Here is a 25,726-nt window from a genome sequence, read left to right as displayed (position 1 = left end):
CCTCTCATCACTCAAAAGGGACATGCTGAAAAGTGTGTCCCTTTTTTGTTGCACGCATCTTGCCCTCCAGTTCTCATCCACCAGCATTTACATTTAACATCCCTGTAAATCTTTGCTAAAAAGAACAGTTGCTTACACACATTTATAGATTTGCCATTCAACATTCATTGGAAGAAACCTGTGCTTTAACTCTTAAATAAAAGAATGGCGATACAACAAGAGTAAGGTACACAATAAGGACACACAGATGCGTTTCACTTTAACTACGTTGGCCGTATCGGTCGCGCTTGTCGCCGGATGCAGCAATCAAGGAATACCAACCATGAACCATTACTCTCAATCTCAACTCGTTGCTCAACAAACTCAAGCACCTGTTGCTAAAAAAGTGCCACATGCAATGACGATTCATGGTGACACCCGAATCGATAACTACTATTGGATGCGCGATGATGAGCGCCAAGACCCAGAGATTTTGCAACATCTTGAGCAAGAAAATCAGTATGCAGAAACCGTTCTAAAACATACTGAAGCACTACAAGAGCAATTATTCGAAGAGATCAAAGGTCGTATTGCGAAAGACGATAACTCAGTACCAGTACGTCGAGGTAACTACTTCTATTCAAATGAAGTAACAGGCGATAACGAATACGAAGTGCACATGCGTGCGAAAGACTTTGCAGGCAAAGACAAGCAAGTCATCCTAGATGTAAATGAACTGGCGAAAGAGCACGAGTTCTTTAGCACTGGAGGCTTATATGTGAGCCCAAATGAGAACTTGCTGGCTTACGGTGAAGATACGTTAAGCCGTCGTGTTTATACCATCAAAATCAAAGATCTTAATACCGGCGAATATCTACAAGATGAAATTGAAGGTGCGTCGAGTGCTATCGCATGGCAAAACGACAACAAGGCTTTCTATTACATCAAGAAAGATCCACAAACACTGCTTGGTTATCAAGTATACCGCCACGTACTAGGCACTCCGCAAAAGAGCGATGAACTGATTTACGAAGAAACCGACAGTGCTTACTACACTTACTTGAGTAAAAGTAAAGATGACGAGCAAGTGTACATTTGGCACTCAAGCACCGAAACGAGTGGTGTATCAGTCATTGACGCCAACAATCCAAACGCAAAAGCTGAAGCTTTCTACCCACGAGAAACAGGCATTGAGTACAGCATCGCAAAATTAGGTGATTGGTACTACATCTACACAAACTATCAAGCAGTAAACTTCCGTTTAATGAAAGTCAAAGCAGAAGAGATGCATGATCGTTCTAAATGGGTCGATGTCGTCCCAGCAGACGACAATACTCAACTTGTCGATTTCGACTTATTTGATGACCACCTTGTGTACGAGCAACGTGCGAATGGTCTATCAACAGTTAAAATCCGCCAGCTATCAACGGGCAAAGAGTTCCCACTTGAATTTAACGACAGCGCGTTTGCTGCTTATCTAACAGGCAACTATGAACTCGATAATTCTAAAGTTCGTATCTACTACAGCAGCCTAACCACACCTGGTACTTACTATGATTTCGACCTGAATACGGGTGAATCTGAAATAATGAAGCAAACACCGGTGCTAGGTGATTTCGATGCGGATAACTATCAATCAGAACGCATCATGGTAACCGCTCGTGACGGAAAACAAGTGCCAGTTTCATTGGTTTACCGCAAAGATCTCTTCAAGAAAGACGGCACTAACCCAATCTATCAGTACGGCTACGGCTCATACGGCTCCACCATCGAACCAACATTCCGTTCAACTCGTTTGAGCTTACTTGATCGCGGATTCGTGTACGCAATCGCGCATATTCGTGGTTCAGAAATGCTTGGGCGTCCTTGGTATGAAGATGGCAAAAAGCTCACTAAGCAAAATACCTTCAATGACTTCATCGACGTAACCAAAGGACTTGTTGAAGAAGGCTACGGTGCCAAAGATAAAGTGTTTGCTGTTGGTGGCTCTGCGGGCGGCCTATTGATGGGCGCTATTATCAACCAAGCACCAGAGCTCTACCGTGGTATTGGCGCGCACGTTCCGTTTGTTGATGTCGTTACGACCATGTTGGATGAGTCAATTCCTCTCACGACCAACGAATACGATGAGTGGGGTAATCCAAACGACAAAACCTACTACGACTACATGCTGAGCTACTCACCGTACGACAACGTGAAAGCTCAGAATTATCCGAACATGTTAGTGACAACGGGTTTGCATGACTCACAAGTTCAGTACTTTGAGCCAATGAAGTGGGTAGCCAAACTTCGTGAAATGAAAACCGATGATAATGTCTTGTTGTTCAAAACCGATATGGAAGCAGGCCACGGTGGCGCTTCTGGTCGATTCAAACGATTAAAAGAAGACGCGCTTGAGTACGCTTTCTTTCTAGATCTGTTGGAGACCAAATAAGCTTTAGCCGTCATTCATTATGAGTCACCGAAAACAATGCCCGCTTTTACGCGGGCATTTTTCAATCTAGATACTCGGTGACATGACTCAGATGAGCTAAACAGAAAGAAAAACGCCTACTCACAGCGAGTAGGCGTTAACACAATAAATGTGTTTAGGCAGTAGAAACTGTCCTATTTATTAGAAGTAGTAACGAGCACCTAGAGTCCAGTAGTCGTTCTCTTCGTTGTTGTAGTCGTTACCTAGGTCAAACTGGTAAGCAGCAAACGTAACGAAAGCAGGAGTTACAGCGTATTCCGCCTGTAGAGCAGTCTCACTAGTGATTGTTTTGCTGTCTTTATCATTCTCTACGCCTTCGTAGTTAATGCTGAACGTCCAATCGTTAACGCCGTAAGCTAAAAGACCTTCAAGTTGGCTAGTCTCTTCTAGGCCGCGGTAAAAGTATTCATTCATGCCGTATACAAGTGCTGCGTATAGACCCGATCCATATTTACCGTAGTTTGCTGAGAATACATGCGATGTTGCTGATTCAGATTTGCCACCAAAATCAACATCACCACCGCTGTATACATAGCCTAAACCAAAGCCTGCTAGCTCAGTGCTTAAAGCAATTTGTCCACGATCATCAAAGTCACCATTTTGACCTTGCCAACCTAGACCTAGGTTTAAGCCAAAGCCTTCACCAAATTCAAAACCTTTACGGTAACTTACCATGCGCTCTGCACGAGAAGAACCAAGCTCGTAGTAACCAGGGGCATATAAGAAGTCATTGGCAAACGCGATTGGCAAATCCGCTACACCAGCAACATCGTAGTATGGTGACCACTGTGTACCAACGACTAAACGTCCATATTGCTCATGTGTTGCACCAATGTAACCCAAACGAGTTGAGAAAGAGTTGTCACCACCATTAAGGTAGTTCAGTGACCATTCACCTTTAGCATCGATAGTTACGCCGTTACCGATGTCTTTTTTACCGCCGATGTTAATACGAGGAGATACTTGGTGAACCTTAACGTCTTCTTCAAAGTACTCACCCACGCCCACAGAAACGTGGCCGCCGATAGAAAGAGATGTGCCATCGCTGTTGTAAACTTCAGCTGCGAAAGCTTGAGAACCACATGCTAGTGCCGCCACTGCAACGGCTAGAGTTTTCATTTTCATTTTTAACATCCATATAGTTGTTTATACCGGTTCGTTACGACAGCAAGACAAAAATTTTCAACACAACGAACACATACAACGTAGTAATGAAACATAAATGAAACAAATAAATTATATGCAACCAACCCAGTCAATCGCTCAAAATTTGATCAAAACCACATAAAAAAAGGGAACTTTTCAGTCCCCTTCATAATTTTTGTGGTGTTTTTCGTGTTACAACTGCCAGCGCGCGAGTGGTTTCTCAGTTTTTATTCCTTTACTCCCCCAACGATCAATGACGTCAATTTGCAGTATGCGTTCTGGTGAAATAATCGATTGTAGCTGTTTTGAGGGTCTTTTATCTGTAATTAGCCACAGAGTTTTATCTTCTTCAAACTGAGCTTTTAAAGACAGTTTCTCTGCTTCTGACCATTCCAGTTCAGGCTTGAATTGACGATCAACAACGAACAGTTGGTTTCCAGACGCAAAATCCTCTAATGATTCCCCTAGCAAGACCACTGAATCAATCTCTTTCGCAAAGATAACGTCCTGTTGTTGATTAATCAGCTCACGTACTTCTAACATCAACGCTTGCTGGTTCTTTTCTATTTGAGCTTGATATTGAGGATAAACCTTTTGTAGATCCTCACCCACGATCGCAGCCATTCGAATTAAGTTAGTAGGATTCATCCACGCATACTTAGATGTATCACCATTGTCTAACGTCAGTGCCGCAACGCCCGGTGCTCTTGGAGATATCGCCTGAGACGCGTCAATCTCAATCAAGCGAATGTTCCCCTGACGAGCATAAACAAAAGTTGGGTCTTGATGCCAAATAGCACCCAACGTAATCGCAACGGTCGCCTCCTGCCCGGCTTTAATGGCTTGTTGTTGACCTTTACTTGCAAACCAGTTCACCAAACGTTCAACGCCATATCGCTTAGGTGGCAAGTAACTGGTTTCAATGCCTGTGCCTTGCATCAGTTGCTCAGACAACATGTAAGTCACAGGCGTGCTGGTAATAATATCTTTGCCATAAGAGAACGGTGCAAATGTACTCGTCACAACCAAGCCCATTGTTATGATTTGTTTTTTCATCTTCATCATTGGTTATCCAGATTTAAGCTTTTCGCACAATGCGGTAGATCGTTGCCGTTAGGAAAAACGCAGCAGAGACAATAATAATTGAGGCGCCAGACGGTACCGGCAATTCAAGTTCCATTGGCAAAACGGTTCCAACCAAGCAGGCAACGGTAGCCAATAAGGATGAAAGCAAAACAAAACTGCCCATTCGCTTAGTGAGCAAGCGTGCCGTTGCCCCCGGAATAAGCAGTAACGCTCCAACCAAAACCGCACCGATAATCTTCACTGCTGCGATTGTCACGAGCGTAATCATCATGACGAACAGGTAGTCATAAAAGCTGGTGTTGAATCCACGAACACGCGTGATGTCAGGGCTAATGCAAGTCAGTAAGATTCGGTTAAAGGTCGGAATCAGTAACAATAGAATGATCAAACAGCTCACCGCAAGAATCGTTATGTCTCTGTCTGTCACCGTCAGGATCGAGCCAAACAAAACGTTCTCTAACATATGAATATTGATCTTTCGTGCCACATACATCAGCAGGGCAGCACCGACTGCCAAAGCAAGAGCGAGGAACACACCCACGAGTGTATCGTAGGGAACGTTGGTTCGATTTCGCACGAAATGCAGCAATAGCGCGAAAATCATGCAGAAGCTGAATAACCCGATAAATGGATTTTCCGGTGGTTCACCAAGTAGCACACCGATCGCTATACCAGTCAGCGCTGCGTGACCAACGGCTTCAGAAAAGAACGCCAAACGCTTCGCGATGACCAAGGTGCCCAAACCGCCCAGTAACGGACCAAGAATTAGCGCTGCAACAATTGCGTTAACCATAAACGCATAAGCGAAGCTGTCACTGAGCCACCCGGCTTCTACTCCGTTGAGGGCAAATTGTCTTAACCAATCCATTACGCCGCCTCCACTTTTGCCGTGTAGTGCTTAAACAGAGACTCAATACGCTCAGGACTCAATACTTCAGAGTGATGCCCCGAAGCGACGATTTGACGATTGACAACATGCACCTGCGCATCCAAACGGCGCACCGCTGTTACGTCATGATGGACAGCAAGAACGGTTTTACCTTCTGCTACCACTTCATGAATCAAACCTTCTAGATAACGTACCCCTTGCTCATCCATACCCGTTGTCGGTTCATCTAGAACAAGTAAGCTTGGATTATCGAGTAGAGCTTGGGCGAAGAGAACACGCTGTTGCTCACCGCCAGATAGTTGTCCCATACGACGATCACTTCTTGTTGCCATACCAACACGCTCTAATTGAGCTAACGCCTGTTGAGCTTGCTTGGTTTTACGGCGCCAAAACAGAGGCACACGCGTTTGGTTAAGCAGTACAAAATCCATGACCGTCAAAGGTAAGCTAGCTTCAAACATGGCTTTTTGTGGTACGTAACCAATTTTTCCGGCTTGCTCAGCCTCCACCCAATGCACCGAGATGTCACCCGAAAATGGCGTAAGTCCTAAAACCGAACGTAATAATGACGTTTTGCCACCGCCGTTTGGTCCCATAATCACATGGCATTGACCTGCTTCAAAACAAGTCTGAATGTCTTGCAGAATAAGGTTGTCCCCGTACTGCAAGCAGACTTTATCAAGAGAAATCGAAGGACCTCGCATTAGGCTTTCTCCTGCTCATGCTTGCTTGCAACAAACTTCATCGCCTCTATTAAGGTTGCTACGTTGTCGCGCATCTCCACCTCGACTTTGTCGGCTTCGTATTCGCCGTGCGTCATGTGAGAAAAGCGATATAGCTTCACGCCCGTCGCTTCTTCGATCGTATCAACAAAACGATTTGGCATATTTAGCTCGTAAAATAGAACATCAATACCAGATTGGCGGATCTTCTCGATGGTTTCCTGTAGCTGACTAGCGCTTGGCTCTACGCCATGAGCAGGTTCGATTACCGCGGCTACATCGACGCCAAACTCTTGCAGAATGTATCCATAAGCATTGTGCGTTGTTGCGACCTTCATACCTGCTGTATCTAGCTGCCCTAGAGACAACATCGCATCACGCTTTAAAAGGCGAAACGTTTTTGCGTACTTTCGCGCATTTTTTCGATAAAAAGCTGCGTTTTCTGGGTCAAGTTCGCTCAACTCACTGGCAATGGTGTAAACCTTTTGAATCGTGGTGGATAGTCCAACAAAGGTATGTGGATTCACTGCGCCTTTACCAACGGATTGCCCCATAGCAGGCAATAGTGGAACTTCCTTATTTGCCTCAATCACCACCAGATCGTCGCGCTGCGCAGCTTGAATAACTTTCAGAGCAAAATCATCATGCCCAATACCATTGACGACAATCACATCCATCTGATTCAATCTTTTAAGATCATTGGGTTGGGGCAAATAGTTATGAGGATTGAACCCTGCATCGACCAAAGGAATGATCTCGGCTTTATCACCGACCACCGCTTTTACATAGCTGTAGTAAGGTTGCAAAGTGATACCAATGTTGAGCGTTTCGGCAAAACTTGAAGCGGAAGCGACCAGTAAAGCACTAGCCGTTAGAATTCGACGTAAGAGAGAGCGTGTCTTCATAGTTGTTATCATGTTGGTTATTGCTTAATGCTTATGAGGGCTTGCAGGAGAAGAAGGCGTTAACACGATTTGTTGCCAACCACTTAGCTTTCGTTGACTTTGCTGAGTTAAACCCTCGATATCGATAGAAACAGCCGTGGAAAACCAGATATCAGCATGTTCGTGACGGCTATCAAGTAGCATCGAAGCTGAACCTTCATCGTCCTGTCTCAAGCCAAGATAAAGTCCTGCATCCAACATCTGCCATTGATGAGAACCTTTGCGCTGCCAACTTTGGTCTTTAACAAATGGAGCGAGCCAAAACGTTTCAAGTTCACTGACTTCAGGCCACTCACCCTCATCAATGTGGAGATCACGAATTTCCTCATGGGCAAGTTTAAGCTCTGCAACCATTGCCAATTCTTCTTGCTCCAGGTCAGTCATCAACACTTGATGCTCGAGTGCTTCTGCGTGCTCAACTTCGGTCTGATGATAGGGCAATAAGGCGGCAGACACAGCAAGAATGCCGGCGATGGTTAATGCCACCCATTTACCTTCGCGACTGCCATTATCCGGTCGAATTTTCTGAGTGATCATTTCTCTTTCAACTCAACCACATCAACTTCTACTGGGTTTTCATGCCCTGCGTCGAAAACAAGATAAAAATCCATTTGAGGATGAGCGAACTCAGCGATAGAGCGCTTGTCTGTGGTTACTTTGGCAATCAAGTTGTCATCGTAATCGTACATTTCAACGTCATAGTCCACTGCGGTAGAACCATCGGAGTAACCTGCTTCACAGATGACTTTGTCTTGTTCTAAATGGCAGCTCATTAATGGAAAGTGCGCCGCAGCTTGAAAGGACAGTAAGCCGCCCGAAAGAGCGGAAGCGATAAGAATAGAGCTGTTTTTCATGGTGTATCCAAAATGGCTCAGTGGAGCACTGAGCCTAAACTTGATTAATTTAATTGCGTTTCGAACGTTAGATGAACATTCACACTGGCTTTATCTGCGAGAGGATCGTTTTTCAGCTCACCTTTGTAGTTGGCTTTCATCAAATAGCGACCAGCCACCTCTGGAGTAAACGTAATTTTGCCTTCTTTATCACTCACGACATCCATTTGTTCTTGGTGGTTTCGGTAAAGGGTACCTTCACGAGTAATTTCGGCTGTGACACCTTGTTGAGGCTCACCATTAAAGAAGAATTGGAAAGTCACCGCTTCGCCTTCAATGATGTCTGATGGGTGAGTGATCGGTTTCATCTCTAGCAGCTTGCCTTCAATTTCCAGCGCTTTTTCTGTCGGCATCCCCACCGTCACGTAACTTTCCGCTCGGGTATAGCTCAGTTGCGTAACAACATCACGTGCTTTTTCTGGAATAACACTTGCGCGATCAGCTTTACTTGCTCGCGCCCACTTAACTGTGTCGCGGCGACCCGCTTTGTATTGGGTGTAGTAGCTTGGTTGGTTGTTGATCGCGACCTTGTGTGTGCCTTCTTCTTCAAAGTAGAAATCAAACATCGAACGACGTTTACCACGAACAACAAAGTTCGGACGCTCCGAACGACCATCCGGCATGATCACAAATGCTTGATCGCTGCCCGCTGGTTTATCAAAAACAAACGTACCGTGAGAGGCAGTCACATCAAACGTCAGCCAATCACCACCTTCTTTTGATACTGTAAAGTGAGAAGGCAAAACCCAACGAGGGTGCGCTTGTGCTGTTGTTGCAGCTGCTAGCCCCATCGCCATTACACTTGCTAGTGCCACCGCTTTCATTTTGGTTTTCATCGTTATTCCTTCTCTATTACTTAACTTGGTAGTTGACGGTAATCATGCCCGTCTCTTGGGTTGATTTGATTTGATAACGAACTTCGCTGTCCGCTAGTTGCATCTTTTGTCGCAAATAGTTCCGTCCACCGTGCTCGCGTACCACTTCAACATGCAACGTGTAAGTACCTTGTTCGAGTCGCAGACCTTCATCATTGGTGCCATCCCAAATAAAACGGTATTGACCAGCGGGACGAGTAGCAGACGTAACGGCGTCCACTAATTCGCGGTCATAACGACCCACCTTTCGCCACCAGCTTCGAAGATCTTTTAGCCATTCATCTTTACCAACCCATAACTGGATGGTTTTCACTGGCTTGCGCTTATCATCTTCAATCCATACTGCTACATAAGGACGGGCGTACATTGATGTATCAATTTTTGGCAACTCGAATTCAAAATCGACTTTGGCACGATCAGGCAAGGGGGCAGCAAAAAGCGAAAGAGGCATCAGCGCAGCAATAAGTGTTAGTTTGCTTAATGAGTTGCGACGCAAAAATCGGTCTGTGTTTAACATAGGGGAATTCTCTGAATAGAGGCTGTTATGGCACAGCAACAAAATAAATAACGAGCGACAGCAAGGTGCCAAAAGCCATCCACTGCATCGACGTTCTTAAAGTCTTTTTCTTTGGTAGTAGCAAACACACTCCGGTTAGAACAAAGAACACCATCAATAATGCAGTGATATCAATGAACCACTTCCAAGCATCGCCACTATTGCGACCTTTGTGCAGATCATTCAGTAGCGCGACAATGCCGTAATTCGTTGTTTCAACTTCAGCCTCTCCCGTGGTCATATCGACAAAAACGGTAGCGTTATAACCCGGACCTTTAAAATCCAAAGAAAGCTCGCCAATCACTAACTCTCCATCTTCGATTTCGGTATAAACATCCAAAGCCGAAGGAGTGCCGCGCAAATGGGTTTCTTGAGTTAGGAAGTTCAATAGAGCCGAACGATTGGGTTGGAAGCTGCCTTCAGTTGCAAAAAGTTGCTTTGAAGGGATCGTGAGTGTGTGTTGTTGAATGATTGGCTCACTGCGCTCAAACAATGTTGGTCTGTTCAAGGTGATGCCCGTTAAGGCAAAGAACAAGGTCACCAATAAAAGAGCCATGGAAACGTAAATGTGCAGACGGCGAGCCCAAGTTTGGACGCCTTTGCTTTTGAGCAACATAAAAAAACAATCATCACCAATAAATGAGGGCTTAATTTAGGTGATAATCATTCTTATTGGCATTTAATTTACATTGTTTACGTTTGATAGAATAGAAAGGCTCCCGCACATGGAGGCAAGAGCCTATAGGAAAATCTTATCGAGCTAAGGTTGGGTAAGTAAAGAAAACCAAGTGACAGAAGTTGAACACAAAATGGGCTAACACAGCACACCATAGGCGCCCAGTGAAGTGGAAAGCAAGACCGTACCCTATCCCCGCAAGTCCAGCAAATACCATCAACAGTGGACCGCCTGCAAAATGAGCTAAACCAAACAAAATGCTTGCCACCACCAAACCCAATCGCCAATCAAAACGACGAGATAATGACTGCTGGATAAACCCGCGGAATAAAGCCTCTTCTGCAACACAAGTTAATACGAGGTTATTCAAAGCAAACAGCCACCACCATGACGGCAAATTAAACTCCGGTTTTAGAGCACCAAGCATAACGGCAACTGGCAATAGTGAAAGCAGGGGTATCATCACCAGCAGCGCAGGCTTTATTCTTATTTTTGACTCACCGCCAAGCAGCATAGGATGGGCAAGAAGGAGAGCAAAGAAGGCAAGTGGCTTGTCCAGATTAAGATACATTGAGAATGGCGCACTCTGTGGTCCCGCGGATACCTTGTCGAGAACTTGCAGATTATTAAAGCCAGGGATCAAATGGACAAAAAGCATCACACACCAAAGGACGACAATCCCCCACCCTAGGTAGTAAATAGGTTTCATCTTTGGATTCAATGCCAGCATCGGCAACCGGTATGAGACTCCAAGAACAACCAACGAACTGATCAGCGCGATGAGCTCAATTCGATCAAAAACAAATGCACCTAGCAGTGTAAGTCCAAGCAATGCGAAGGCTGCCCTTTGTTGCCGAGCAAATGCCGCGCCAATTGCTAATACAAGCGGTAGCCAAATCAAAATGGCAGAATCAAGAATCATGTATTTATCCTTATAAAAACTGACGGTCCAGTCTTAGTGCTGGGTAGTTGTAATATAACCTTGTCCCCAAGTAACCTCGAGATATTTGCTGCAACGAGAATGACTTAGTTTGTAGACGCAGCAGCGATTAAAAGAAATCGAACCTGCTCACTTCTATAAAAACAAAAAGACCCGAGATCTAACTCGGGTCTTTCGATGCTATGAAATACGCATTAACTATTCTGGCTTGCTTTGGCTTTGCGCAATTGCGTTAGGTACTTCACCCAACTCTCAGCTTGAGTTGAAGGCTTAATTTCATTGGCACGTTTCGCATTTGCAAGCGCATCCTCAAAGCGTTTCAACTTGTAGTAAGCTCGGGCTTTCACCAGTGCCACATCAGCCTTACGACCAGTCACTTTATCCAACGTCGCTAACGCTTCTTTGTAATGACCTTCTTGCACTAATAACTGGGACAAGTTCCAGTTATATTTTCTGTCCAATTGAGCCGCGACATGCCAACTCTCAATCGATTTGTCCCACTCTTTTGCTATTTGCCAATATGTCGCTTGCTGCGCTTTTAACTTGCTGTCTGAGTTGATGTCTTTCACCTCTTCTAGCACCAAAGCTGCTCGCTCTGGAATACCACGCGCACCATATAACTGAGCAAGAAGTCGTAAATCGTCTTGACTAAGCGCGACACCCTTTAGTTTTGCAAGCGCCAATGCATCAAGAGCGCGTTTGTTATCATCAACACGAAGATAGAGCGCAGCTAGCTGACGCCACCACTCCACACGCTCAGGTTCAATCGCAATCAAACGCTTAATCGTAACGATGGCTGGCTTCCATTTTTGCAGCTCAAGTTCGGCTGACAACTTGATAGACAAAGGACCAATTTCGTCTGGCTGACCAAACTTTTCATAGCGCCCCATCGCAGACAAGACTTTGTTCCATTGACTCAACTGGTAGTGAGACTGAGCGATACGCAACCAAATCTCATATGCCTTCTGAGTTTCAGGAACAGATTTACTTAAGTCGTAGTAGTGAGGTAATGCCTTTGAAAATTGCTGCTCGTTAAGCAACATATCCGCTAACATCTTGCGCGTTTGCCAAGCTTGATCATCGTCTAAGAGACCGCTATTAACCGCAATCTCTAGCTGCTTGATAGCCGACTTCACTTGCTCATTTTGCCAGTACAAAATCCCAAGCATACGCGCGACAAATGCACGATCATAACCGCGCGATAACTCTAATGCTTCAAGCGTTGAAATGGCTTCTTGCAACTTTTCGTCTTGAACCAAATTATGCGCACGTTGAACACGAGTCGCGGTGTATTGACTCAGTTCATTGGCAGTCGTCGTAAAAGCGCATAGGCTCAATACTGCACCGATTAAGAATTTCTTCATCATTTGGCTAAATTGAACTCCACTTTTCGGGTTTGCCCGTACTGCTCAATTGAGACACCGTTTTCAACCTTCGGCTGATACTTCGACTTCTTCAATGCTCGAATCGCTTCTTTCTCAAACATACGTTTTGGCTTGGCATCAAGCACTTCGATATCCTTTGGACGCCCCGCAGCATCAATAGTAAAACGTAGCATCACGTAACCTTCGATTTTGCGTTTCAGTGCCTTACTTGGATAGCGTGGCTCTGGGCTATACAAAGGGATCGCTTGCTGATTACCCATAGTGCCTTTCAAGTTTGGGGCACTAATAGCAATACCATCAAGAGAAGTGTTCAAGCCCAATGCACTGATTGGCGTCACTTGACTCATCGGCTCAACTTGCGTTTGAGCCTGAGACAAATCCATCGGCTCTGGCGCTTTTGGTGGCTCTGGTTGTTCAGGAACCGAGCGTTGACGACGCTGAACATCCGCATCATTCTCGATCATAACCATATCAAAGCGCACCGCTTCAGAGGGCTTTGGTGCTCGCTGATTGCCTTTATCGACCATCCACGCCATAAAGCTAAACAAGCTCACCGCAATCAAAACTGACACGGGTAGCGCGAGTAATAGCCTTTTCATTAAGGTTTCTCCGCCGCCAAAGCAATGTTCTTCACACCAGCGCCTTTCGCGGCATCCATGACTTTCACAACCGTGCCATTGTAAGCATGCTCATCCGCTTGAATTACAAGCGCTGCGTCTGGTTGCTCCAGCAGTAAGTGCTCAATGGTGGCTTCAACACGCTCAATATCCACTAAACGTTTATCGATGTAGACATCATTTGCTGCCGTCACGGCGATAAAGATGCCTGCGTCTTTTTGACTGACCACATTGGAAGCTTGTGGGCGATTAACTTCTACACCTGACTCACGTACAAATGAGCTAGTCACAATGAAGAAGATCAACATGATGAATACGATATCCAGCATCGAGGTTAAATCGATCTGGGCTTCATCTTGTTGATTTGGTCTACGTCCGAGTCTCACTTCTGACTCCTTAAAGATTGTTCTAACTGGAGGGCTTTGCGTTCACACACTTTGCTTAAACGAGCATGTACAAACATACCTGCAAGTGCTGCAACCATACCTGCCATTGTAGGTAGTGTTGCAAGTGAAATACCGGAAGCCATCAATTTCGGATTGCTACTGCCTTGTGTCGCCATCACGTCAAAAACCGTGATCATGCCCGTTACCGTGCCTAACAAACCTAGCATTGGGCAAATTGCAACCAATACTTTGATGGTTGATAGGTTTTGGCGCAGTTCAATTTGTGCCTTTGCAATCCATCCTTCGCGGATTTGATGCGCGTACCAAGAGTGGTGGTCTGCTCTTGCTAGCCACTGTTCACAAAGCTGTCTCTTCACCTTCGGAAATTCCGTTGTCAGATAAAGAACACGCTCCATAACCAGCAGCCAGCATACCGCTACAACGGCAGCCAGCCACCATAGGATCTGCCCACCTTGCTGCATAAAGCTCGCCAAGGTCGAGACCCAATCCTCACTGATCAAACCCAATGTGTTGAGTAGGATCTGCTCCATTACGCTGCGTTCTCCGCTACCGTGTTAGAGGCATTTTTACCCTTTGGCATATCACGTTCAGCTTGCTCTGCCACAAGACCAATACCTTGTTTTTCTAAAATATTGCGAATGTTCTCTGCTTGAGAGCTCAATACGTTATGAGCAAGAAGCAATGGCATCGCAGCCACAAGACCAAGGACAGTTGTCACAAGTGCCATTGAGATACCACCCGCCATGACTTTTGGATCGCCATTACCAAACTGAGTAATAACTTGGAAAGTTTCGATCATACCCGTTACCGTACCAAGCAGACCCAGCATAGGTGCTAGCGCGGCAAGCAGCTTAAGCATCGATAAGCCTTTCTCAAGGTGAGTTTGTTCATCAACTACCGCTTCCAATAGACGCAACTCTAACGCTTCAACACTACGGTGCTTATCCTTTTGGTATACCGCTAGAATTCGACCTAGAGGGTTATCCTCTGGTTGAGTTGGGCTCTTAAGTTGTTTCGCGATCTTTTGACGAGCGATGATCAATGACACACCACGAACCAGCGCGATGATCAAGCCAATAGCGAGTAAACCAAGGATGATCTTACCCACCACGCCACCTGCGTTTAGGCGATCTGCCATGGTTGGAGAATTTGCTAACTGGTCAAGGAGAATGCCACGCGATGGGTCAATCACGAGTGAGTCAATGTCTCCTGAGCTTAATGTGCTTGCCGTAGGACCGTTTTCAGGCTGACGCAGATAATTCACCGCATCACCACGCTGACCATTCCACTTCACATAGCCTGCGTTGTCCAACAACGCCATTGAGCCTAGACGGACACCATCAACATTTTGCTCACGACCCTCACCATCCAACAAGGTGAATGACACATTCGCCATCTCACCACTTGCTTTGACTTGCTCTTCCATACTGCGCCACATTGCACGCAGTTGAGGTAATGTCGGCAGTGATTTCGCTGCAACGATATCATCAATGTTTTTTTGGTATGAGTTAGCGTCGACACCTGTTACAGAGTACTTAAGCTCCGACTCCAATTCTTTTGCATTTTGACGAACTACGCCAAAAAGCTCACCTAAGCTGCCTGTTTCTAGGCGAAGTTTCTCTTCAAGTTGGGCAAGCTGCGATTCGTTTTCGCTGAACGTAACACTCAGGGTGTCCGCTTCAGCTTGCAACGCTGCACGCTCGGCAACAAGCTGGTTTTTCATCGCTTGCAACTCTTGCTGCGTTTTCTTAAAACCAGATTCACGAGCCACATTGTGCGACTGCTGTTGACGATTTTCTTGTTGTGCTTTCTGCAATAATGCGTCACTAGCGAATGTTGTGTGAGGTAGAAGAGCAGCAGAAGAAATCAGCGCAACCGATAGCCATTTTTTCATCATTTATTTGCCCTCCGCTACGTTAAGAGACACTGGCAGAGTAAGCATACTCGGTGCAATCTGTTTGTTCGCCATCGCAAACGCTTTGTCTAGTTCCGCTTTTTGCTCAGTGCCCACTGCTTGCCATTCTTTTTGTTGCTGTGACCAGCTCCAGAAGTGCTCACCTGATAAGCTACGTGCAACCAATGAAACACGACCTAGGTAAAGGATATCGGCTTCGACTTGATCATTACCATCTAATGCTACCTTGCCTTGGTAAACACCAATCTTAGAGCCATAGTCCATCTCAATTTGGTACGCCTCAAGAATACGGCGGAACTTCTCAGCATCTGCGACGTCTGCGCGAGTCATCATTGCATCCAGCTTTGCAATACGCTCTTCACGTTGTGCCTTGCGGATCGGTTTATCATTAGCGACGATACTCTTAAGACCATCAAGCATGTGGTACATCAGTGGCACGACACCTTGGCGAGTCTGAGCGATTTGTTCGATTTGCTCATTCAGACTAGCCACTTCTTCGTTTTGACTGTCTACCAAACTAGATAGGTGATCACGATAAATCTTCAAGTTGCCAACTTCTTCTTGTAACTGCTCTATTTCAGCCTCAAGAGTCAAAGATTTCTCTGCACTTACATCAATACGCTTCTGGCTAACAGCCGATGCTTGATTGGTTTTACTCTGCACTGCTTGTGCATCGTTAAGATTTTCCGCTTGAACGGGAATCAAAACCGATGAGATCAACAGAGCGATACTTGATTTCATTAGATTCATACGAGTTATATTTTCTGTTTTCTAAAAACGACTAAAGGGGAAGACCAATCTTCCCCTTTAAAAATCATATTGTTATCAGTACTTGAACTGAATTGTTGCCATGTAGTTTCGACCTTCGCCTATCACTACATTTGTTGCACCATCATAGTTGTCCGGGTTCGTACTACCGCCACCTGCTAGGTAGTCAGTATCAAACACGTTTTCAACATTGAATCGGGCCACAATATCTAAGTTCTCATCATACTTGTGTGTGTACGCCACGCCCATATCAACACGCGCATACCCATCTTTCTTAAACGTGTTCGCTGCGTCACCGTAGCGCTCACCCTCATAAATCACGCCCAAGTTTACATTTGTATTGTCTTGGACCTTGTAGCTAGACCAGACGCTTGCAGAAAGCTCAGGCACATCAGCTGGGCGATTGCCTTTTAGTTTTGCACTTTCTGTAATCTCTGCATCTAGATACATTGCAGAAGCAGTTAACGAAAGCTTATCTGTAACAAACCCTTGCGCTAAGATTTCAGCGCCTCGGTGCACTTGCTCACCATCTTGAGTAGCAATCTGTTTTTTTGAGTCGTTAGGATCGACGATATCTAATCGTACATTTTCTAATGTGATGTCAAACAGCGCACCGGTTAAGAATAAACGCTCATCAAACAATTCCCACTTAGTACCCACTTCATAAGAAATACCACGCTCAGCCTCAAGCTCTTCACCATCGTTGGTAAAGTTTGGGTCACTCACGACACTTAAAGGCATAAAGCTCTCAGAGTACTGAACATAGATTGAACCATTACTCGCAGGATGAAAGATAACGCCTAGCTTTGGTGATACTTGGCTCTCAGTTAATGTATCGCTGCGCTTTTCATCGTAGCGAACACCTGCAAGTACCTGCCAGTAATCGTTAATTGTCATCATATTTTGCGCATAGATACCCCATGTATCATGCTCGCTAGTCGGCCATTTTTTCGAGCTACGATACCCTGGCTTTGGCACCGTTTGACCCGGCTGGACACTAGACTCTTGGTGGAATGCCATAAAGCGGTCATAACTGTAATCTAGGTAGTTTGCACCAATTAAAAGTGTGTTATCAGTATCAAGCAAAGAGAAGTCAGTCGTAACGTCTACATACGCAGTATCAAACACCCAATTGTCTGAACGATCATTCCCTTTGTGCTTAATCACATTTTTTTCTTCATAGTCGTCAAACTTAGGGTAAGACTCCACATCAAAACGCTTGAAATCTTGACGGTTGTATCCTGCTTTGACGTTTACGTTATCCGCGACTTGCGCATTAATATCGATACCGTAGTTTTCTACATCGTTATCAATCTTCGACCATTGCGCATCCCAAATATACTTGTCTCCAAGCACAGGCTTACCGTCTACAATGTAAGCACCAGAATCCACACTGCCTTCATCTTTAGTCCTGTCATAATGAGCAGAAACCATCACGTTTTCGGTAATGTCGTATTCAACAACCAGACCACCGACAACTCGGTCAGTTTGTGGCTCTGTGCCATCACCATACTTACGCCAAGAGCCGTAACTCTCTTTTGCAAGAATTGCGCGCGCACGCAATGTCTCTTCTTCATTCAGTGCACCACTCACATCTAAAACAGTGCGTGAGTGATCGTTTGAACCAATATCTTGGCTCAAGCTAACTTGTGTTTCTGTTGTTGGCTTCTTAGAAACCATGTTCACAAGACCACCTGGCTCAGATTTGCCGTAAAGTAGACCTGATGGACCTTTAAGTATCTCTACACGCTCTAAAAGCTCAATTGGCTGACGGTAGTGTGACCAGTGCTGACGACCATCACGTAAAAAGCCGTCAGAACTGCTAAGTTCAAAACCGCGCAATGAGAAACGCTCACGGTTACGACTCGTACCACCGGCACTAACACTCGCGTCATTTTTAAGCACTTCACCTAACGTGCTTGCACGCTGCTCATCAATAACCGCTTCATCAATCACAGCAACTTGTCCTGGGGTCTCCAGTTGCGTCATTTCCATACGCATTGCTGTTGTATTGGTATCTGCTTTGTAACCAAACTCGCGACCTTCAACAACAAGGTGCTCATCCGCTTTTTGAACTTCCGCCACGGCAGGTGCTGCTAACACCGCTCCAATCACTAACGCCAGTTGGCTTTTAGAAAACATGCACATTCACTCCAAAATGTTGGGTTACACATAGGTGCTATGTGATTCCCTTCTACTTATTTTGCGAGAGAATATAAGTGATAACCATTACCATTTGCATTAAATTTACATTCTTTGCATTCGTAAACTTTTGTAAAGGGCATGAGAGTAATACTTTGTTCGAACGTGATCTAAATCACGAATAGCCGCGAGCGATCTATTGCCTAAACAACAATGTTACACTCAACCCACCATCCACTCGGTTTGTGGCGATGGCTTTTCCTCCCATCATTCGCATCGATTCTTTTACTATTGCGAGCCCAAGACCATAGCCACCAAGCTTTTTGTCTCTGGAAGCATCCAATCGAGTAAATGGGTCAAAGATGTCGGACAATTTATCCTGTGGAATACCCAGACCATTATCAGCAATGGTCACAGCTAAGTAGTGGTGCTTATCGGTGGATTTATTTGTTAAGCACACATTAATCTGCGCAGAGTCGCCCGCATACTTGATCGCGTTACCAATCAAGTTGTTCAAACAGCGCACGACTAAAGTGTCGTCACACTGGGCTTTTGTCCTTGTCGCGTCCGATTTAAAAGTAAGAGATTGTTGAGCTTTTAGGTCGATCTTGCAACGCTCAACCTGAGGAGCAAGCAGAACTTCTAAGTCGCTACGTTTCATCTCAGTATCGTAGCGAGCGTTCTCCAATCGGCTGATTTCGAGTATCTCACCAATCAAGTGATTAAGTTCATTTGCTTCTTCTTCCATGCGAGTGACAAGGCTTTGCTCACTCTCACCCACACGCTTTCGCAACAGATGTAACACCAAGTTCTGTCGCGCCAATGGTGTACGAAGTTCATGTGAAACATCACGTATTAATCGACGCTGTTTCTCAGCCAAAGAGTGGATCTCCTTGGTCATATAATCGAAGTCTTGCGCCAGTTCATTAAATTCTCGTGTGTTTGATTTCAGTTCATCAACCACACTGACAGTAAAATCACCATTTGATAGCCTCTTACTCGCCTCACGAAGTCGGTCTAAAGGTTGCTGTAAGTTCCTTGCCATTAATAGAGAAAACAGCGCCAGAATGACCGCTGCAATCACAACTTTCAGTATCGAAAAGTAGAGAATAAAGTCATGAGCTGGGTGTAAACGATGAGGCAGTTGGATGACCAAACTGTTGTTGCCCACAAGAGGAATACTGAAAATTGGGCGACTAACTCTGCCTTCTAGTTGTTCATCTAAACGTCTTTTAAACTTCAGTTTGAACTCAAAATGAGGGTGCATCAAGCGATGGGTAAGTGGGTGTTGATTTTCGTCTAACACGAATAAGTAAAAGTGTTGCGCATTCGCCCAATCCGCAAGCTCATCCATATCTCCGTCTTCGATCAAAACATTGGCTTGATGCGCTAAGTCCAACATTTCTGCTTTTACGCTCGCTGGTACTTTTAGCATTGCTTTTACTAAGGCTTGCTCAGCGACAGCTTGTACAGCAAGGATACTGATGACGATCGCCGTCATGTAAGTAAATAGCTTAAAAGCCAGACTATCTCGACGCTTGGCTATATAGGATGGGCACACAAATTTCATTAATTCGTCACAGCCTCTAGGTAGCTATAACCTTTTCCACGAAACGTTTTAATGTGCTGTTTGGACAATCCCGCTTCCACCAATTTACGACGAATATTACTGATGTGCATGTCTAAGTTGCGATCAAACGGACTTAGCTCTTTCTTCAAAACCTCGGTTTGCAATTCGGCTTTAGAAATCACAACGCCTTGGTTTTTTACCAAATAGCAAAGTAACTCTGCTTCAGTACCTGTCAGCGGCAAACTGTTCAGCTGATCACTGATACTTTGTACTGTGCAGCACATAGCTTGTCTTTGACGTTCTAATCCTACGCGACGAAGAATTGCTTTAATACGCATCAACAATTCAGGTACATTAAAGGGCTTGCCGATGTACTGATCTGCGCCCGCTTGGTAGCCATCTAGCATCGAGTTCTCATCATTTAATGCCGTTAGCATGAGGATCGGCGTCGCGAAACGTTGACAGATACGACGCGCAACTTGCATACCATTTAGATTTGGTAGCATGACATCGAGAAGAACAAGGTCAACTGGCGTCTTCTCCATGTATTGCAAAGCGCTTTCCCCACAATGGACAGATGAAACGGTGTAACCCTCTTCTTGTAACACCGCCTCCAATAATTCACACAACGGAACATCGTCATCTACGATAAGAACTCGGGACATTACCAATACCAACTCAAATAAAAATGGTTCGCATTCTATTACTCATTTGCAGATTAAACAACCATAGATTCTAAGGTTTCTGTACGAAAACTGGACATAAAAAAAGCCCACTTTTCAGTCGGCTTTTATCGCAAGAAATACTGATTTTTTAATTATTTAAATCAACACTTTAAACCTGTTACTTTGGCGACATCTTCAACGATGCCTCGTAAGTTGATACTAATCGAATGAAGTGTATCTAGCTCTTCTTGTGTAAATGGATGAGTGAGTACTGACTCTGCACCTTTCTTGCCAACAACAGTAGGCAAACTCAATACCACGCCATTAACACCATATTGACCCGTCATCATGGTCCCCACAGGCAAAACTGATCGTTCATTGATCTTGATTGCCTGAATAATACGAAACACACTTGCAGCGATCCCATGAACGGTATTTTGTTTACGACGGAAAATCTCATACCCAGCTTGCTTAACGGCTTCGAGCAATTCGTCTGCATCGATACGCTCTACATTATTGGCATCGCAATAGAAATCTGCAGGTTGTCCTGCAATTGAAATCAAACTCTTTGGCGTAAAACAATTGCTACCATGCTCACCGAGAACATAACCAAAGATGTTCTTCGGGTCCAAATCCACGCGATTGGCAACAATGCTCATCAAGCGCGCAGTATCGATCACGCAGCCACTACTGATCACTTTGCTATTCTCAAAGCCTGTATTGGTTGCAATAAAGTGCGCGACAATATCACAAGGGTTAGATACAACAATGAGGGTTGCATTTGGGGCTACTCGTTCGACTTTACGTGCAATCTCAACACCTATCTTGGCATTGATTTCTGCAATATCAATTCGCGTCTGACCTTGCTTAATCTGTGCTCCCGCAGTGATTACGACAATATCAGCGCCGAGAAGATCGAGATAGTCGTCAGTAGGAATGATGTGAGTGTTTTTCGAGAAGGTCAGTGCAGTGGTATGACGGAAATCGAAGACTTCCCCTTCAGCACGCTCTAAGTTTTGGTCCAATAGAACCAACTCACTTACACTGCCCATGGTCAGTAAGTAATTACATACTCCAACACCAACGGCACCTGCGCCAATTACACCAATTTTCATACTTCTCTCCCTGATAATAAAAGTTATGCCCTCACTTTGCGTTCCCACTAAAAACTTGGGCAGTAAGAGCATAAAAGTCCAATCACTTTATGTTACCCAGAATACCTACCTAAGCTAGCCTTTCTCGACTTAATGACGTTTAAATGATGGAAATTTCTTCTTTATATATGCATCAATAACCACATTTAATCACTTCATACATTTAAACTCTATTGCAGGTACAAAAAAGGAGTACAATTCTTTGCAGTTTCTAATTGAGAATAGACGTATATGACAACGCTATTGATTGGTCACCGAGGCGTGGCAGGCAAGTACCCAGAAAACACCAAAGTCAGTATTCAAGCCGCTATAGATTTGGGTCTTGATTGGGTTGAAGTTGATGTACAACCCACCAAAGACAATGTACTAGTGGTATGTCATGATCACACAGTAAACCGCTGCAGCAACGGCAAAGGTCGTGTTGATCAAATGACTTTAGCTGAGCTAAAAACGTTAGATTTTGGTGGTTGGCTCAGTACAGAGTTCAGCAATGAATCGATCATGACGCTGTCAGAGTTGCTGGGGCTCGCTGCGAAAAACAACCTAAATCTTAATATCGAAGTGAAAGTTGACCACCATTCAGCAGAGGATGTCGCGAAGATAGTCGCTAAAACCCTTTCTGAAGGACCATTGACCAAAGAATTTATCCTTTTGTCGAGCTTTAGTCACGACGTGATAAGAGCGCTATACAAGCACTGTGAAGGCTACAGATTGGGTGTGCTAAGTGAGTTCTTTACCCGTAAAGACGGGCTACTGTTAGAAGAAGTCAACGCATACAGTTGCAACCTCAATATTAACTGGGTTCGTTCCCGTCAAATTAAGAAGCTGCAGCAAGCCGGATATAAGGTAATGTGCTATACAGTGAATAACCCAAACAAGTTGAAACACTTGCCGGCGCTAGATGGCATCTTCAGCGACCATCCAAGCCGCTTTATGTCTCAAGAATAGGGTTGAAACTAGGCGCTCCATTACCACTCAATGGTGATTGGCGTTCCCATTTTAACTAGCTTTATAAACTCATCCATCTCTTCATTGGTGATGGCGATACACCCATTGGTCCAATCAAAGCTCTGGATAAACTGAGGGGACTGTGTCTCGCCATTTTTGAGGCCATGAATCTTGATCTCTCCGCCCGGAGAGACACCTCTTCGGTGCGCTTCCAAGCGATCAATTACATCTGGATAACTGATGTGGACAGAGCGATAGAAAGCAGAATCGTTAATCACATAATCTAGAGTGTAGTCACCTTCTGGAGTCCTGTTATCCCCTTCTTCCTGCTTGTGCCCTTTCGGATTAGCCCCTAACGCAATCCGATATTCTTTAACCACTTCGCCATTGTCCATTAGGTACATTCTGCGTTTTGATTTGTCTACTTTGACCAAGTCCACAGCAGCCTGTGTAAAAGGAACAAAAGAACAACACAAGATTAAAGACAACCATTTTACTGACATCGCCAGAACGCCTAACTCACCCATTCTAAGGGAACATAAAAAAGAGCAACTATGCTAGTCACAAGGTAATACTAAAGCAAACTTAATATGTGCAAATTTCACTACTCATTATGACTAACTTGGATTACTTTATAAGGAGATTACTTTATAAATTCAGCACAAATAGAGAGGGTATTATGCTCAACATTGCTTTTTTCAGTGCGAAATCCTACGACGAAGCGTCTTTCAATAAAATTAAAAACCATCGAGACTTCGAATTTCACTACCATGATTTTAGATTAACTACAAAAACCGCAAAAATGGCTCAGGGCTGTGAAGTCGTATGTGCGTTTGTAAATGATGATTTATCCGCACCAGTACTTAAACAGCTTTCTCTTGGTGGGACCAGATTAATCGCGATGCGATGCGCAGGCTTCGACAAAGTCGATTTAGAAGCAGCAAAGGAGCTTGGACTTCAAGTAGTGCGCGTCCCTGCATATTCCCCAGAAGCTGTCGCTGAGCATACTGTCGGTATGATGATGTGTTTAAATCGACGCCTACACAAAGCCTACCAGCGCACGCGTGATGCAAACTTCAACCTGGAAGGCTTGGTTGGCTTCAACTTCCATGGCAAAACCGTTGGCATTGTGGGTACAGGCAAGATTGGCATTGCAACCATGCGTATCTTTAAAGGTTTAGGCATGGAGCTGCTCTGCTACGACCCATATGAAAACCCTCTAGCATTGGAAATGGGCGCTCGCTACTGCTCTCTTGAAGAGATCTATGCGAACGCAGATGTCATTTCGCTACACTGTCCAATGAGCGAAGAGAACTATCATTTATTGAATGAGAAGGCATTCTCGCAGATGAAAGATGGTGTGATGATCATTAATACCAGCCGTGGTGAACTGCTTGATTCTGTCGCCGCAATTGAAGCACTGAAACAAGGCAAAATTGGCGCACTAGGTTTAGATGTTTACGACAACGAAAAAGACCTATTCTTCCAAGACAAGTCAAACGATGTCATTGTTGATGACGTGTTCCGTCGTCTATCCGCGTGTCACAACGTGTTGTTCACTGGACACCAAGCCTTCCTGACTCACGAAGCACTAAACAACATTGCCTCAGTGACTTTAAATAACGTGGATGCTTTCTTTGCTGGCAACGCATCAGGTAATGAACTGATCAACTAAATCAATAGATCGAACAGTATAGTAGAGCGTTGAATTTCAGCTATGCTATACTCCTCGACCATTAAAAATTTGAGTCCAATTACCATGAGCATAAAAACCGATATTCAAAAGCTGCACAACCGTTTAGATACTTGCCAACGCAAACTGGATGCGGCACGTTCTCGTGGTGATCATGAAATGATTACTAAGTTCACGAATGAAGTTGACGACCTAACGAAGAAACTTAACCAACTTAAGCACAAGCAAACATACGAACTGAACAAAGAGCGTAAGAGCCTGCTTGATATGCCATTTTCTCGTGAAATCACAAAAGCCGAGCAAGCAGACATTGGTAAGCTTAAGAAGCGTGTTCGTGGTCTAGTTATCGTTCACCCATTAACAAAAGTGGGTAAAGAATTGCGCCTAGATGTAATGACAGGTTTTGCTCCGAAAGAGTTCTAATCACTCTTTTTAAACAACAGATATTAAAAAGCCCAAGCTGCTTAGCTTGGGCTTTTTTGTGCGCAAAATTCATAAAGTTAAGCTTAGAAAAATCACCATTATAGATATTGAGTGACACTGCAACCTGTTCGTTTTCAAATTCTCGTAATGGCAAAGCTTTAGCTAATTTCCAAATACTAAAAACGACAAAAGCCCCACTATTTCTAGCGAGACTTCTTAATCGTTCTGAGACCGAGGGCTCGACTGACTAGGAATTTGATACAAATCCCGTCTCATTCTCAAACGTCAGAAATGACGAAAGCCCGTTGATTTCTCAACGGGCTTCCTATGTAGTGGCGGAGAGATAGGGATTTGAACCCTAGATACGCTATTAACGTATGCCGGTTTTCAAGACCGGTGCTTTCAACCACTCAGCCATCTCTCCACAAATTGTTACTAAAATTTAGTCTTACTTAAATAATGCTAAATCTCAGTTTTGCCTTTAGATTTTTTAAAATCTAAAAACAGTAAGTAAGCCTGGCGATGTCCTACTCTCACATGGGGAAGCCCCACACTACCATCGGCGCTAATTCGTTTCACTTCTGAGTTCGGAATGGAAGTCAGGTGGGTCCAAATCGCTATGGTCGCCAAGCAAATTCTTGCTTTTACTTTCAGCTTTTTCTAAAAACTGAAGGCAAAAAACTTGGAAAACTGATTTTAAGTTCTACTTACACACATTCAATGTTCTTACATCGAGTCCATCAAAACCCCTTGGGTGTTGTATGGTTAAGCCTCACGGGCAATTAGTACAGGTTAGCTCAACGCCTCACAACGCTTACACACCCTGCCTATCAACGTTCTAGTCTCGAACAACCCTTTAG

At 44.6% G+C, this 25,726-nt stretch carries 26 protein-coding genes, 1 tRNA gene and 2 rRNA genes; 4 read left to right on the top strand and 25 right to left on the bottom strand.

All coding sequences use genetic code 11. The annotated features are described in order from the left end of the window. Positions 1-247: 247 nt before the first annotated feature. On the top strand, positions 248-2,413 hold the full coding sequence (locus tag ABMY42_RS00145) for a S9 family peptidase (RefSeq protein WP_080992653.1): 2,166 nt from the start codon (positions 248-250) through the stop codon (positions 2,411-2,413). A gap of 180 nt (positions 2,414-2,593) precedes the next feature. Here the strand turns inward: ABMY42_RS00145 and ABMY42_RS00140 are convergent, their stop codons facing one another. From ABMY42_RS00140 to ABMY42_RS00040, 21 genes are all read right to left on the bottom strand, one after another. After that, positions 2,594-3,577 (bottom strand): porin, encoded by a 984-nt coding sequence (locus ABMY42_RS00140; protein WP_050903685.1) that lies wholly within the window; start codon positions 3,575-3,577, stop codon positions 2,594-2,596. A 213-nt stretch (positions 3,578-3,790) separates the two neighbouring features. After that, positions 3,791-4,660 carry a zinc ABC transporter substrate-binding protein gene (locus tag ABMY42_RS00135; RefSeq protein WP_349266093.1) on the bottom strand — a complete coding sequence of 290 codons (870 nt, stop codon included), beginning with the start codon at positions 4,658-4,660 and terminating at the stop codon, positions 3,791-3,793. A gap of 16 nt (positions 4,661-4,676) precedes the next feature. Continuing rightward, positions 4,677-5,552 (bottom strand): metal ABC transporter permease, encoded by an 876-nt coding sequence (locus tag ABMY42_RS00130; RefSeq protein ID WP_349265830.1) that lies wholly within the window; start codon positions 5,550-5,552, stop codon positions 4,677-4,679. Beyond that, positions 5,552-6,277: a metal ABC transporter ATP-binding protein gene (locus ABMY42_RS00125; RefSeq protein ID WP_029789612.1), complete on the bottom strand. Its 726-nt coding sequence runs from the start codon at positions 6,275-6,277 to the stop codon at positions 5,552-5,554. Before ABMY42_RS00125 ends, ABMY42_RS00130 begins: the two co-directional genes overlap by 1 nt. Further along, on the bottom strand, positions 6,277-7,200 hold the full coding sequence (locus tag ABMY42_RS00120; RefSeq protein ID WP_029789613.1) for a zinc ABC transporter substrate-binding protein: 924 nt from the start codon (positions 7,198-7,200) through the stop codon (positions 6,277-6,279). The genes ABMY42_RS00125 and ABMY42_RS00120 overlap by 1 nt, the downstream gene beginning before the upstream one ends. A 24-nt stretch (positions 7,201-7,224) precedes the next feature. Beyond that, positions 7,225-7,776, bottom strand: a complete 552-nt coding sequence (locus ABMY42_RS00115; protein ID WP_349265829.1) for a hypothetical protein — start codon at positions 7,774-7,776, stop codon at positions 7,225-7,227. Beyond that, positions 7,773-8,093 carry a hypothetical protein gene (locus ABMY42_RS00110; RefSeq protein ID WP_050933660.1) on the bottom strand — a complete coding sequence of 107 codons (321 nt, stop codon included), beginning with the start codon at positions 8,091-8,093 and terminating at the stop codon, positions 7,773-7,775. The genes ABMY42_RS00115 and ABMY42_RS00110 overlap by 4 nt, the downstream gene beginning before the upstream one ends. A gap of 44 nt (positions 8,094-8,137) precedes the next feature. Next, the gene (locus tag ABMY42_RS00105; protein ID WP_005453274.1) at positions 8,138-8,968 is read right to left on the bottom strand and encodes a DUF4198 domain-containing protein; all 831 of its coding nucleotides are present in this window, start codon (positions 8,966-8,968) and stop codon (positions 8,138-8,140) included. A gap of 16 nt (positions 8,969-8,984) precedes the next feature. Beyond that, positions 8,985-9,524, bottom strand: a complete 540-nt coding sequence (locus ABMY42_RS00100) for a DUF2271 domain-containing protein (RefSeq protein ID WP_349265828.1) — start codon at positions 9,522-9,524, stop codon at positions 8,985-8,987. Positions 9,525-9,549: 25 nt separating this feature from the next. Further along, on the bottom strand, positions 9,550-10,179 hold the full coding sequence (locus ABMY42_RS00095) for a PepSY-associated TM helix domain-containing protein (RefSeq protein ID WP_009696845.1): 630 nt from the start codon (positions 10,177-10,179) through the stop codon (positions 9,550-9,552). 136 nt (positions 10,180-10,315) lie between these two features. Further along, positions 10,316-11,161 (bottom strand): CPBP family intramembrane glutamic endopeptidase, encoded by an 846-nt coding sequence (locus ABMY42_RS00090; protein ID WP_349265827.1) that lies wholly within the window; start codon positions 11,159-11,161, stop codon positions 10,316-10,318. A gap of 212 nt (positions 11,162-11,373) precedes the next feature. Next, positions 11,374-12,546 (bottom strand): tetratricopeptide repeat protein, encoded by a 1,173-nt coding sequence (locus ABMY42_RS00085; protein ID WP_069687985.1) that lies wholly within the window; start codon positions 12,544-12,546, stop codon positions 11,374-11,376. Next, positions 12,543-13,163, bottom strand: coding sequence for an energy transducer TonB (locus ABMY42_RS00080; protein ID WP_005453264.1), 621 nt, complete (start codon positions 13,161-13,163; stop codon positions 12,543-12,545). Before ABMY42_RS00080 ends, ABMY42_RS00085 begins: the two co-directional genes overlap by 4 nt. Then, the gene (locus ABMY42_RS00075) at positions 13,163-13,567 is read right to left on the bottom strand and encodes a biopolymer transporter ExbD (protein WP_005453262.1); all 405 of its coding nucleotides are present in this window, start codon (positions 13,565-13,567) and stop codon (positions 13,163-13,165) included. The genes ABMY42_RS00080 and ABMY42_RS00075 overlap by 1 nt, the downstream gene beginning before the upstream one ends. Beyond that, positions 13,564-14,118: a MotA/TolQ/ExbB proton channel family protein gene (locus ABMY42_RS00070; RefSeq protein ID WP_050937919.1), complete on the bottom strand. Its 555-nt coding sequence runs from the start codon at positions 14,116-14,118 to the stop codon at positions 13,564-13,566. Before ABMY42_RS00070 ends, ABMY42_RS00075 begins: the two co-directional genes overlap by 4 nt. Further along, the gene (locus ABMY42_RS00065; RefSeq protein ID WP_009696843.1) at positions 14,118-15,485 is read right to left on the bottom strand and encodes a MotA/TolQ/ExbB proton channel family protein; all 1,368 of its coding nucleotides are present in this window, start codon (positions 15,483-15,485) and stop codon (positions 14,118-14,120) included. Before ABMY42_RS00065 ends, ABMY42_RS00070 begins: the two co-directional genes overlap by 1 nt. Next, entirely contained in the window at positions 15,486-16,253 is a 768-nt protein-coding gene (locus tag ABMY42_RS00060; protein WP_349265826.1) for a DUF3450 domain-containing protein, read from the bottom strand. A gap of 75 nt (positions 16,254-16,328) precedes the next feature. Beyond that, positions 16,329-18,413, bottom strand: coding sequence for a TonB-dependent siderophore receptor (locus ABMY42_RS00055; protein WP_349265825.1), 2,085 nt, complete (start codon positions 18,411-18,413; stop codon positions 16,329-16,331). Positions 18,414-18,609: 196 nt separating this feature from the next. After that, on the bottom strand, positions 18,610-19,983 hold the full coding sequence (locus ABMY42_RS00050) for a sensor histidine kinase (protein ID WP_069687984.1): 1,374 nt from the start codon (positions 19,981-19,983) through the stop codon (positions 18,610-18,612). Next, the gene (locus tag ABMY42_RS00045) at positions 19,983-20,648 is read right to left on the bottom strand and encodes a response regulator transcription factor (protein ID WP_005453247.1); all 666 of its coding nucleotides are present in this window, start codon (positions 20,646-20,648) and stop codon (positions 19,983-19,985) included. The genes ABMY42_RS00050 and ABMY42_RS00045 overlap by 1 nt, the downstream gene beginning before the upstream one ends. A gap of 161 nt (positions 20,649-20,809) precedes the next feature. Then, complete coding sequence (locus ABMY42_RS00040) at positions 20,810-21,763, bottom strand: 4 glycosyl hydrolase (protein ID WP_009702515.1); 954 nt, start codon at positions 21,761-21,763, stop codon at positions 20,810-20,812. A gap of 270 nt (positions 21,764-22,033) precedes the next feature. Between ABMY42_RS00040 and ABMY42_RS00035 the strand changes: the two genes are divergently transcribed. Further along, positions 22,034-22,750, top strand: coding sequence for a glycerophosphodiester phosphodiesterase family protein (locus ABMY42_RS00035; protein ID WP_005453243.1), 717 nt, complete (start codon positions 22,034-22,036; stop codon positions 22,748-22,750). A gap of 20 nt (positions 22,751-22,770) precedes the next feature. On the opposite strand, the gene ABMY42_RS00030 is transcribed toward ABMY42_RS00035, so the two are convergent. Beyond that, positions 22,771-23,253, bottom strand: coding sequence for a L,D-transpeptidase family protein (locus tag ABMY42_RS00030; protein ID WP_005453241.1), 483 nt, complete (start codon positions 23,251-23,253; stop codon positions 22,771-22,773). 176 nt (positions 23,254-23,429) lie between these two features. Here ABMY42_RS00030 and ABMY42_RS00025 point away from each other — a divergent pair, with 176 nt between their 5' ends. Both ABMY42_RS00025 and ABMY42_RS00020 read left to right on the top strand, forming a co-directional pair. Continuing rightward, the gene (locus ABMY42_RS00025) at positions 23,430-24,425 is read left to right on the top strand and encodes a 2-hydroxyacid dehydrogenase (protein WP_009696838.1); all 996 of its coding nucleotides are present in this window, start codon (positions 23,430-23,432) and stop codon (positions 24,423-24,425) included. Between the two features lie 84 nt (positions 24,426-24,509). After that, on the top strand, positions 24,510-24,866 hold the full coding sequence (locus ABMY42_RS00020; RefSeq protein ID WP_005530256.1) for a YibL family ribosome-associated protein: 357 nt from the start codon (positions 24,510-24,512) through the stop codon (positions 24,864-24,866). A 333-nt stretch (positions 24,867-25,199) separates the two neighbouring features. Here ABMY42_RS00020 and ABMY42_RS00015 read toward each other — a convergent pair. The 3 genes from ABMY42_RS00015 to ABMY42_RS00005 all read right to left on the bottom strand — a co-directional run. Beyond that, positions 25,200-25,290 (bottom strand) — tRNA-Ser (locus ABMY42_RS00015). 90 nt (positions 25,291-25,380) lie between these two features. Continuing rightward, positions 25,381-25,497 (bottom strand): 5S ribosomal RNA (gene rrf, locus ABMY42_RS00010). Positions 25,498-25,627: 130 nt separating this feature from the next. Continuing rightward, positions 25,628-25,726 (bottom strand): 23S ribosomal RNA (locus ABMY42_RS00005); the annotation flags it as partial.

It is taken from the genome of Vibrio sp. SSH13-20 (assembly GCF_040104475.1).
In the GTDB taxonomy this organism is placed as follows: Bacteria; Pseudomonadota; Gammaproteobacteria; order Enterobacterales; family Vibrionaceae; genus Vibrio; species Vibrio harveyi.
Note: the sequence above shows the minus strand (reverse complement) of the source record. Positions and strands in the feature narration are given on the sequence as shown.

Excerpts from the sequence above, each read along its gene's own strand:
- ABMY42_RS00025 (WP_009696838.1), top strand. The coding sequence starts at position 23,430 with ATGCTCAACATTGCTTTTTTCAGTGCGAAATCCTACGACGAAGCGTCT.
- ABMY42_RS00045 (WP_005453247.1), bottom strand. The coding sequence starts at position 20,648 with ATGTCCCGAGTTCTTATCGTAGATGACGATGTTCCGTTGTGTGAATTA.
- ABMY42_RS00105 (WP_005453274.1), bottom strand. The coding sequence starts at position 8,968 with ATGAAAACCAAAATGAAAGCGGTGGCACTAGCAAGTGTAATGGCGATG.
- ABMY42_RS00040 (WP_009702515.1), bottom strand. The coding sequence starts at position 21,763 with ATGAAAATTGGTGTAATTGGCGCAGGTGCCGTTGGTGTTGGAGTATGT.
- ABMY42_RS00115 (WP_349265829.1), bottom strand. The coding sequence starts at position 7,776 with ATGATCACTCAGAAAATTCGACCGGATAATGGCAGTCGCGAAGGTAAA.
- ABMY42_RS00020 (WP_005530256.1), top strand. The coding sequence starts at position 24,510 with ATGAGCATAAAAACCGATATTCAAAAGCTGCACAACCGTTTAGATACT.
- ABMY42_RS00055 (WP_349265825.1), bottom strand. The coding sequence starts at position 18,413 with ATGTTTTCTAAAAGCCAACTGGCGTTAGTGATTGGAGCGGTGTTAGCA.
- ABMY42_RS00035 (WP_005453243.1), top strand. The coding sequence starts at position 22,034 with ATGACAACGCTATTGATTGGTCACCGAGGCGTGGCAGGCAAGTACCCA.
- ABMY42_RS00130 (WP_349265830.1), bottom strand. The coding sequence starts at position 5,552 with ATGGATTGGTTAAGACAATTTGCCCTCAACGGAGTAGAAGCCGGGTGG.
- ABMY42_RS00030 (WP_005453241.1), bottom strand. The coding sequence starts at position 23,253 with ATGTCAGTAAAATGGTTGTCTTTAATCTTGTGTTGTTCTTTTGTTCCT.
- ABMY42_RS00145 (WP_080992653.1), top strand. The coding sequence starts at position 248 with ATGCGTTTCACTTTAACTACGTTGGCCGTATCGGTCGCGCTTGTCGCC.
- ABMY42_RS00070 (WP_050937919.1), bottom strand. The coding sequence starts at position 14,118 with ATGGAGCAGATCCTACTCAACACATTGGGTTTGATCAGTGAGGATTGG.
- ABMY42_RS00065 (WP_009696843.1), bottom strand. The coding sequence starts at position 15,485 with ATGATGAAAAAATGGCTATCGGTTGCGCTGATTTCTTCTGCTGCTCTT.
- ABMY42_RS00135 (WP_349266093.1), bottom strand. The coding sequence starts at position 4,660 with ATGAAGATGAAAAAACAAATCATAACAATGGGCTTGGTTGTGACGAGT.
- ABMY42_RS00140 (WP_050903685.1), bottom strand. The coding sequence starts at position 3,577 with ATGAAAATGAAAACTCTAGCCGTTGCAGTGGCGGCACTAGCATGTGGT.
- ABMY42_RS00050 (WP_069687984.1), bottom strand. The coding sequence starts at position 19,983 with ATGAAATTTGTGTGCCCATCCTATATAGCCAAGCGTCGAGATAGTCTG.
- ABMY42_RS00095 (WP_009696845.1), bottom strand. The coding sequence starts at position 10,179 with ATGTTGCTCAAAAGCAAAGGCGTCCAAACTTGGGCTCGCCGTCTGCAC.
- ABMY42_RS00060 (WP_349265826.1), bottom strand. The coding sequence starts at position 16,253 with ATGAATCTAATGAAATCAAGTATCGCTCTGTTGATCTCATCGGTTTTG.
- ABMY42_RS00085 (WP_069687985.1), bottom strand. The coding sequence starts at position 12,546 with ATGATGAAGAAATTCTTAATCGGTGCAGTATTGAGCCTATGCGCTTTT.
- ABMY42_RS00125 (WP_029789612.1), bottom strand. The coding sequence starts at position 6,277 with ATGCGAGGTCCTTCGATTTCTCTTGATAAAGTCTGCTTGCAGTACGGG.
- ABMY42_RS00110 (WP_050933660.1), bottom strand. The coding sequence starts at position 8,093 with ATGAAAAACAGCTCTATTCTTATCGCTTCCGCTCTTTCGGGCGGCTTA.
- ABMY42_RS00100 (WP_349265828.1), bottom strand. The coding sequence starts at position 9,524 with ATGTTAAACACAGACCGATTTTTGCGTCGCAACTCATTAAGCAAACTA.
- ABMY42_RS00090 (WP_349265827.1), bottom strand. The coding sequence starts at position 11,161 with ATGATTCTTGATTCTGCCATTTTGATTTGGCTACCGCTTGTATTAGCA.
- ABMY42_RS00080 (WP_005453264.1), bottom strand. The coding sequence starts at position 13,163 with ATGAAAAGGCTATTACTCGCGCTACCCGTGTCAGTTTTGATTGCGGTG.
- ABMY42_RS00120 (WP_029789613.1), bottom strand. The coding sequence starts at position 7,200 with ATGAAGACACGCTCTCTCTTACGTCGAATTCTAACGGCTAGTGCTTTA.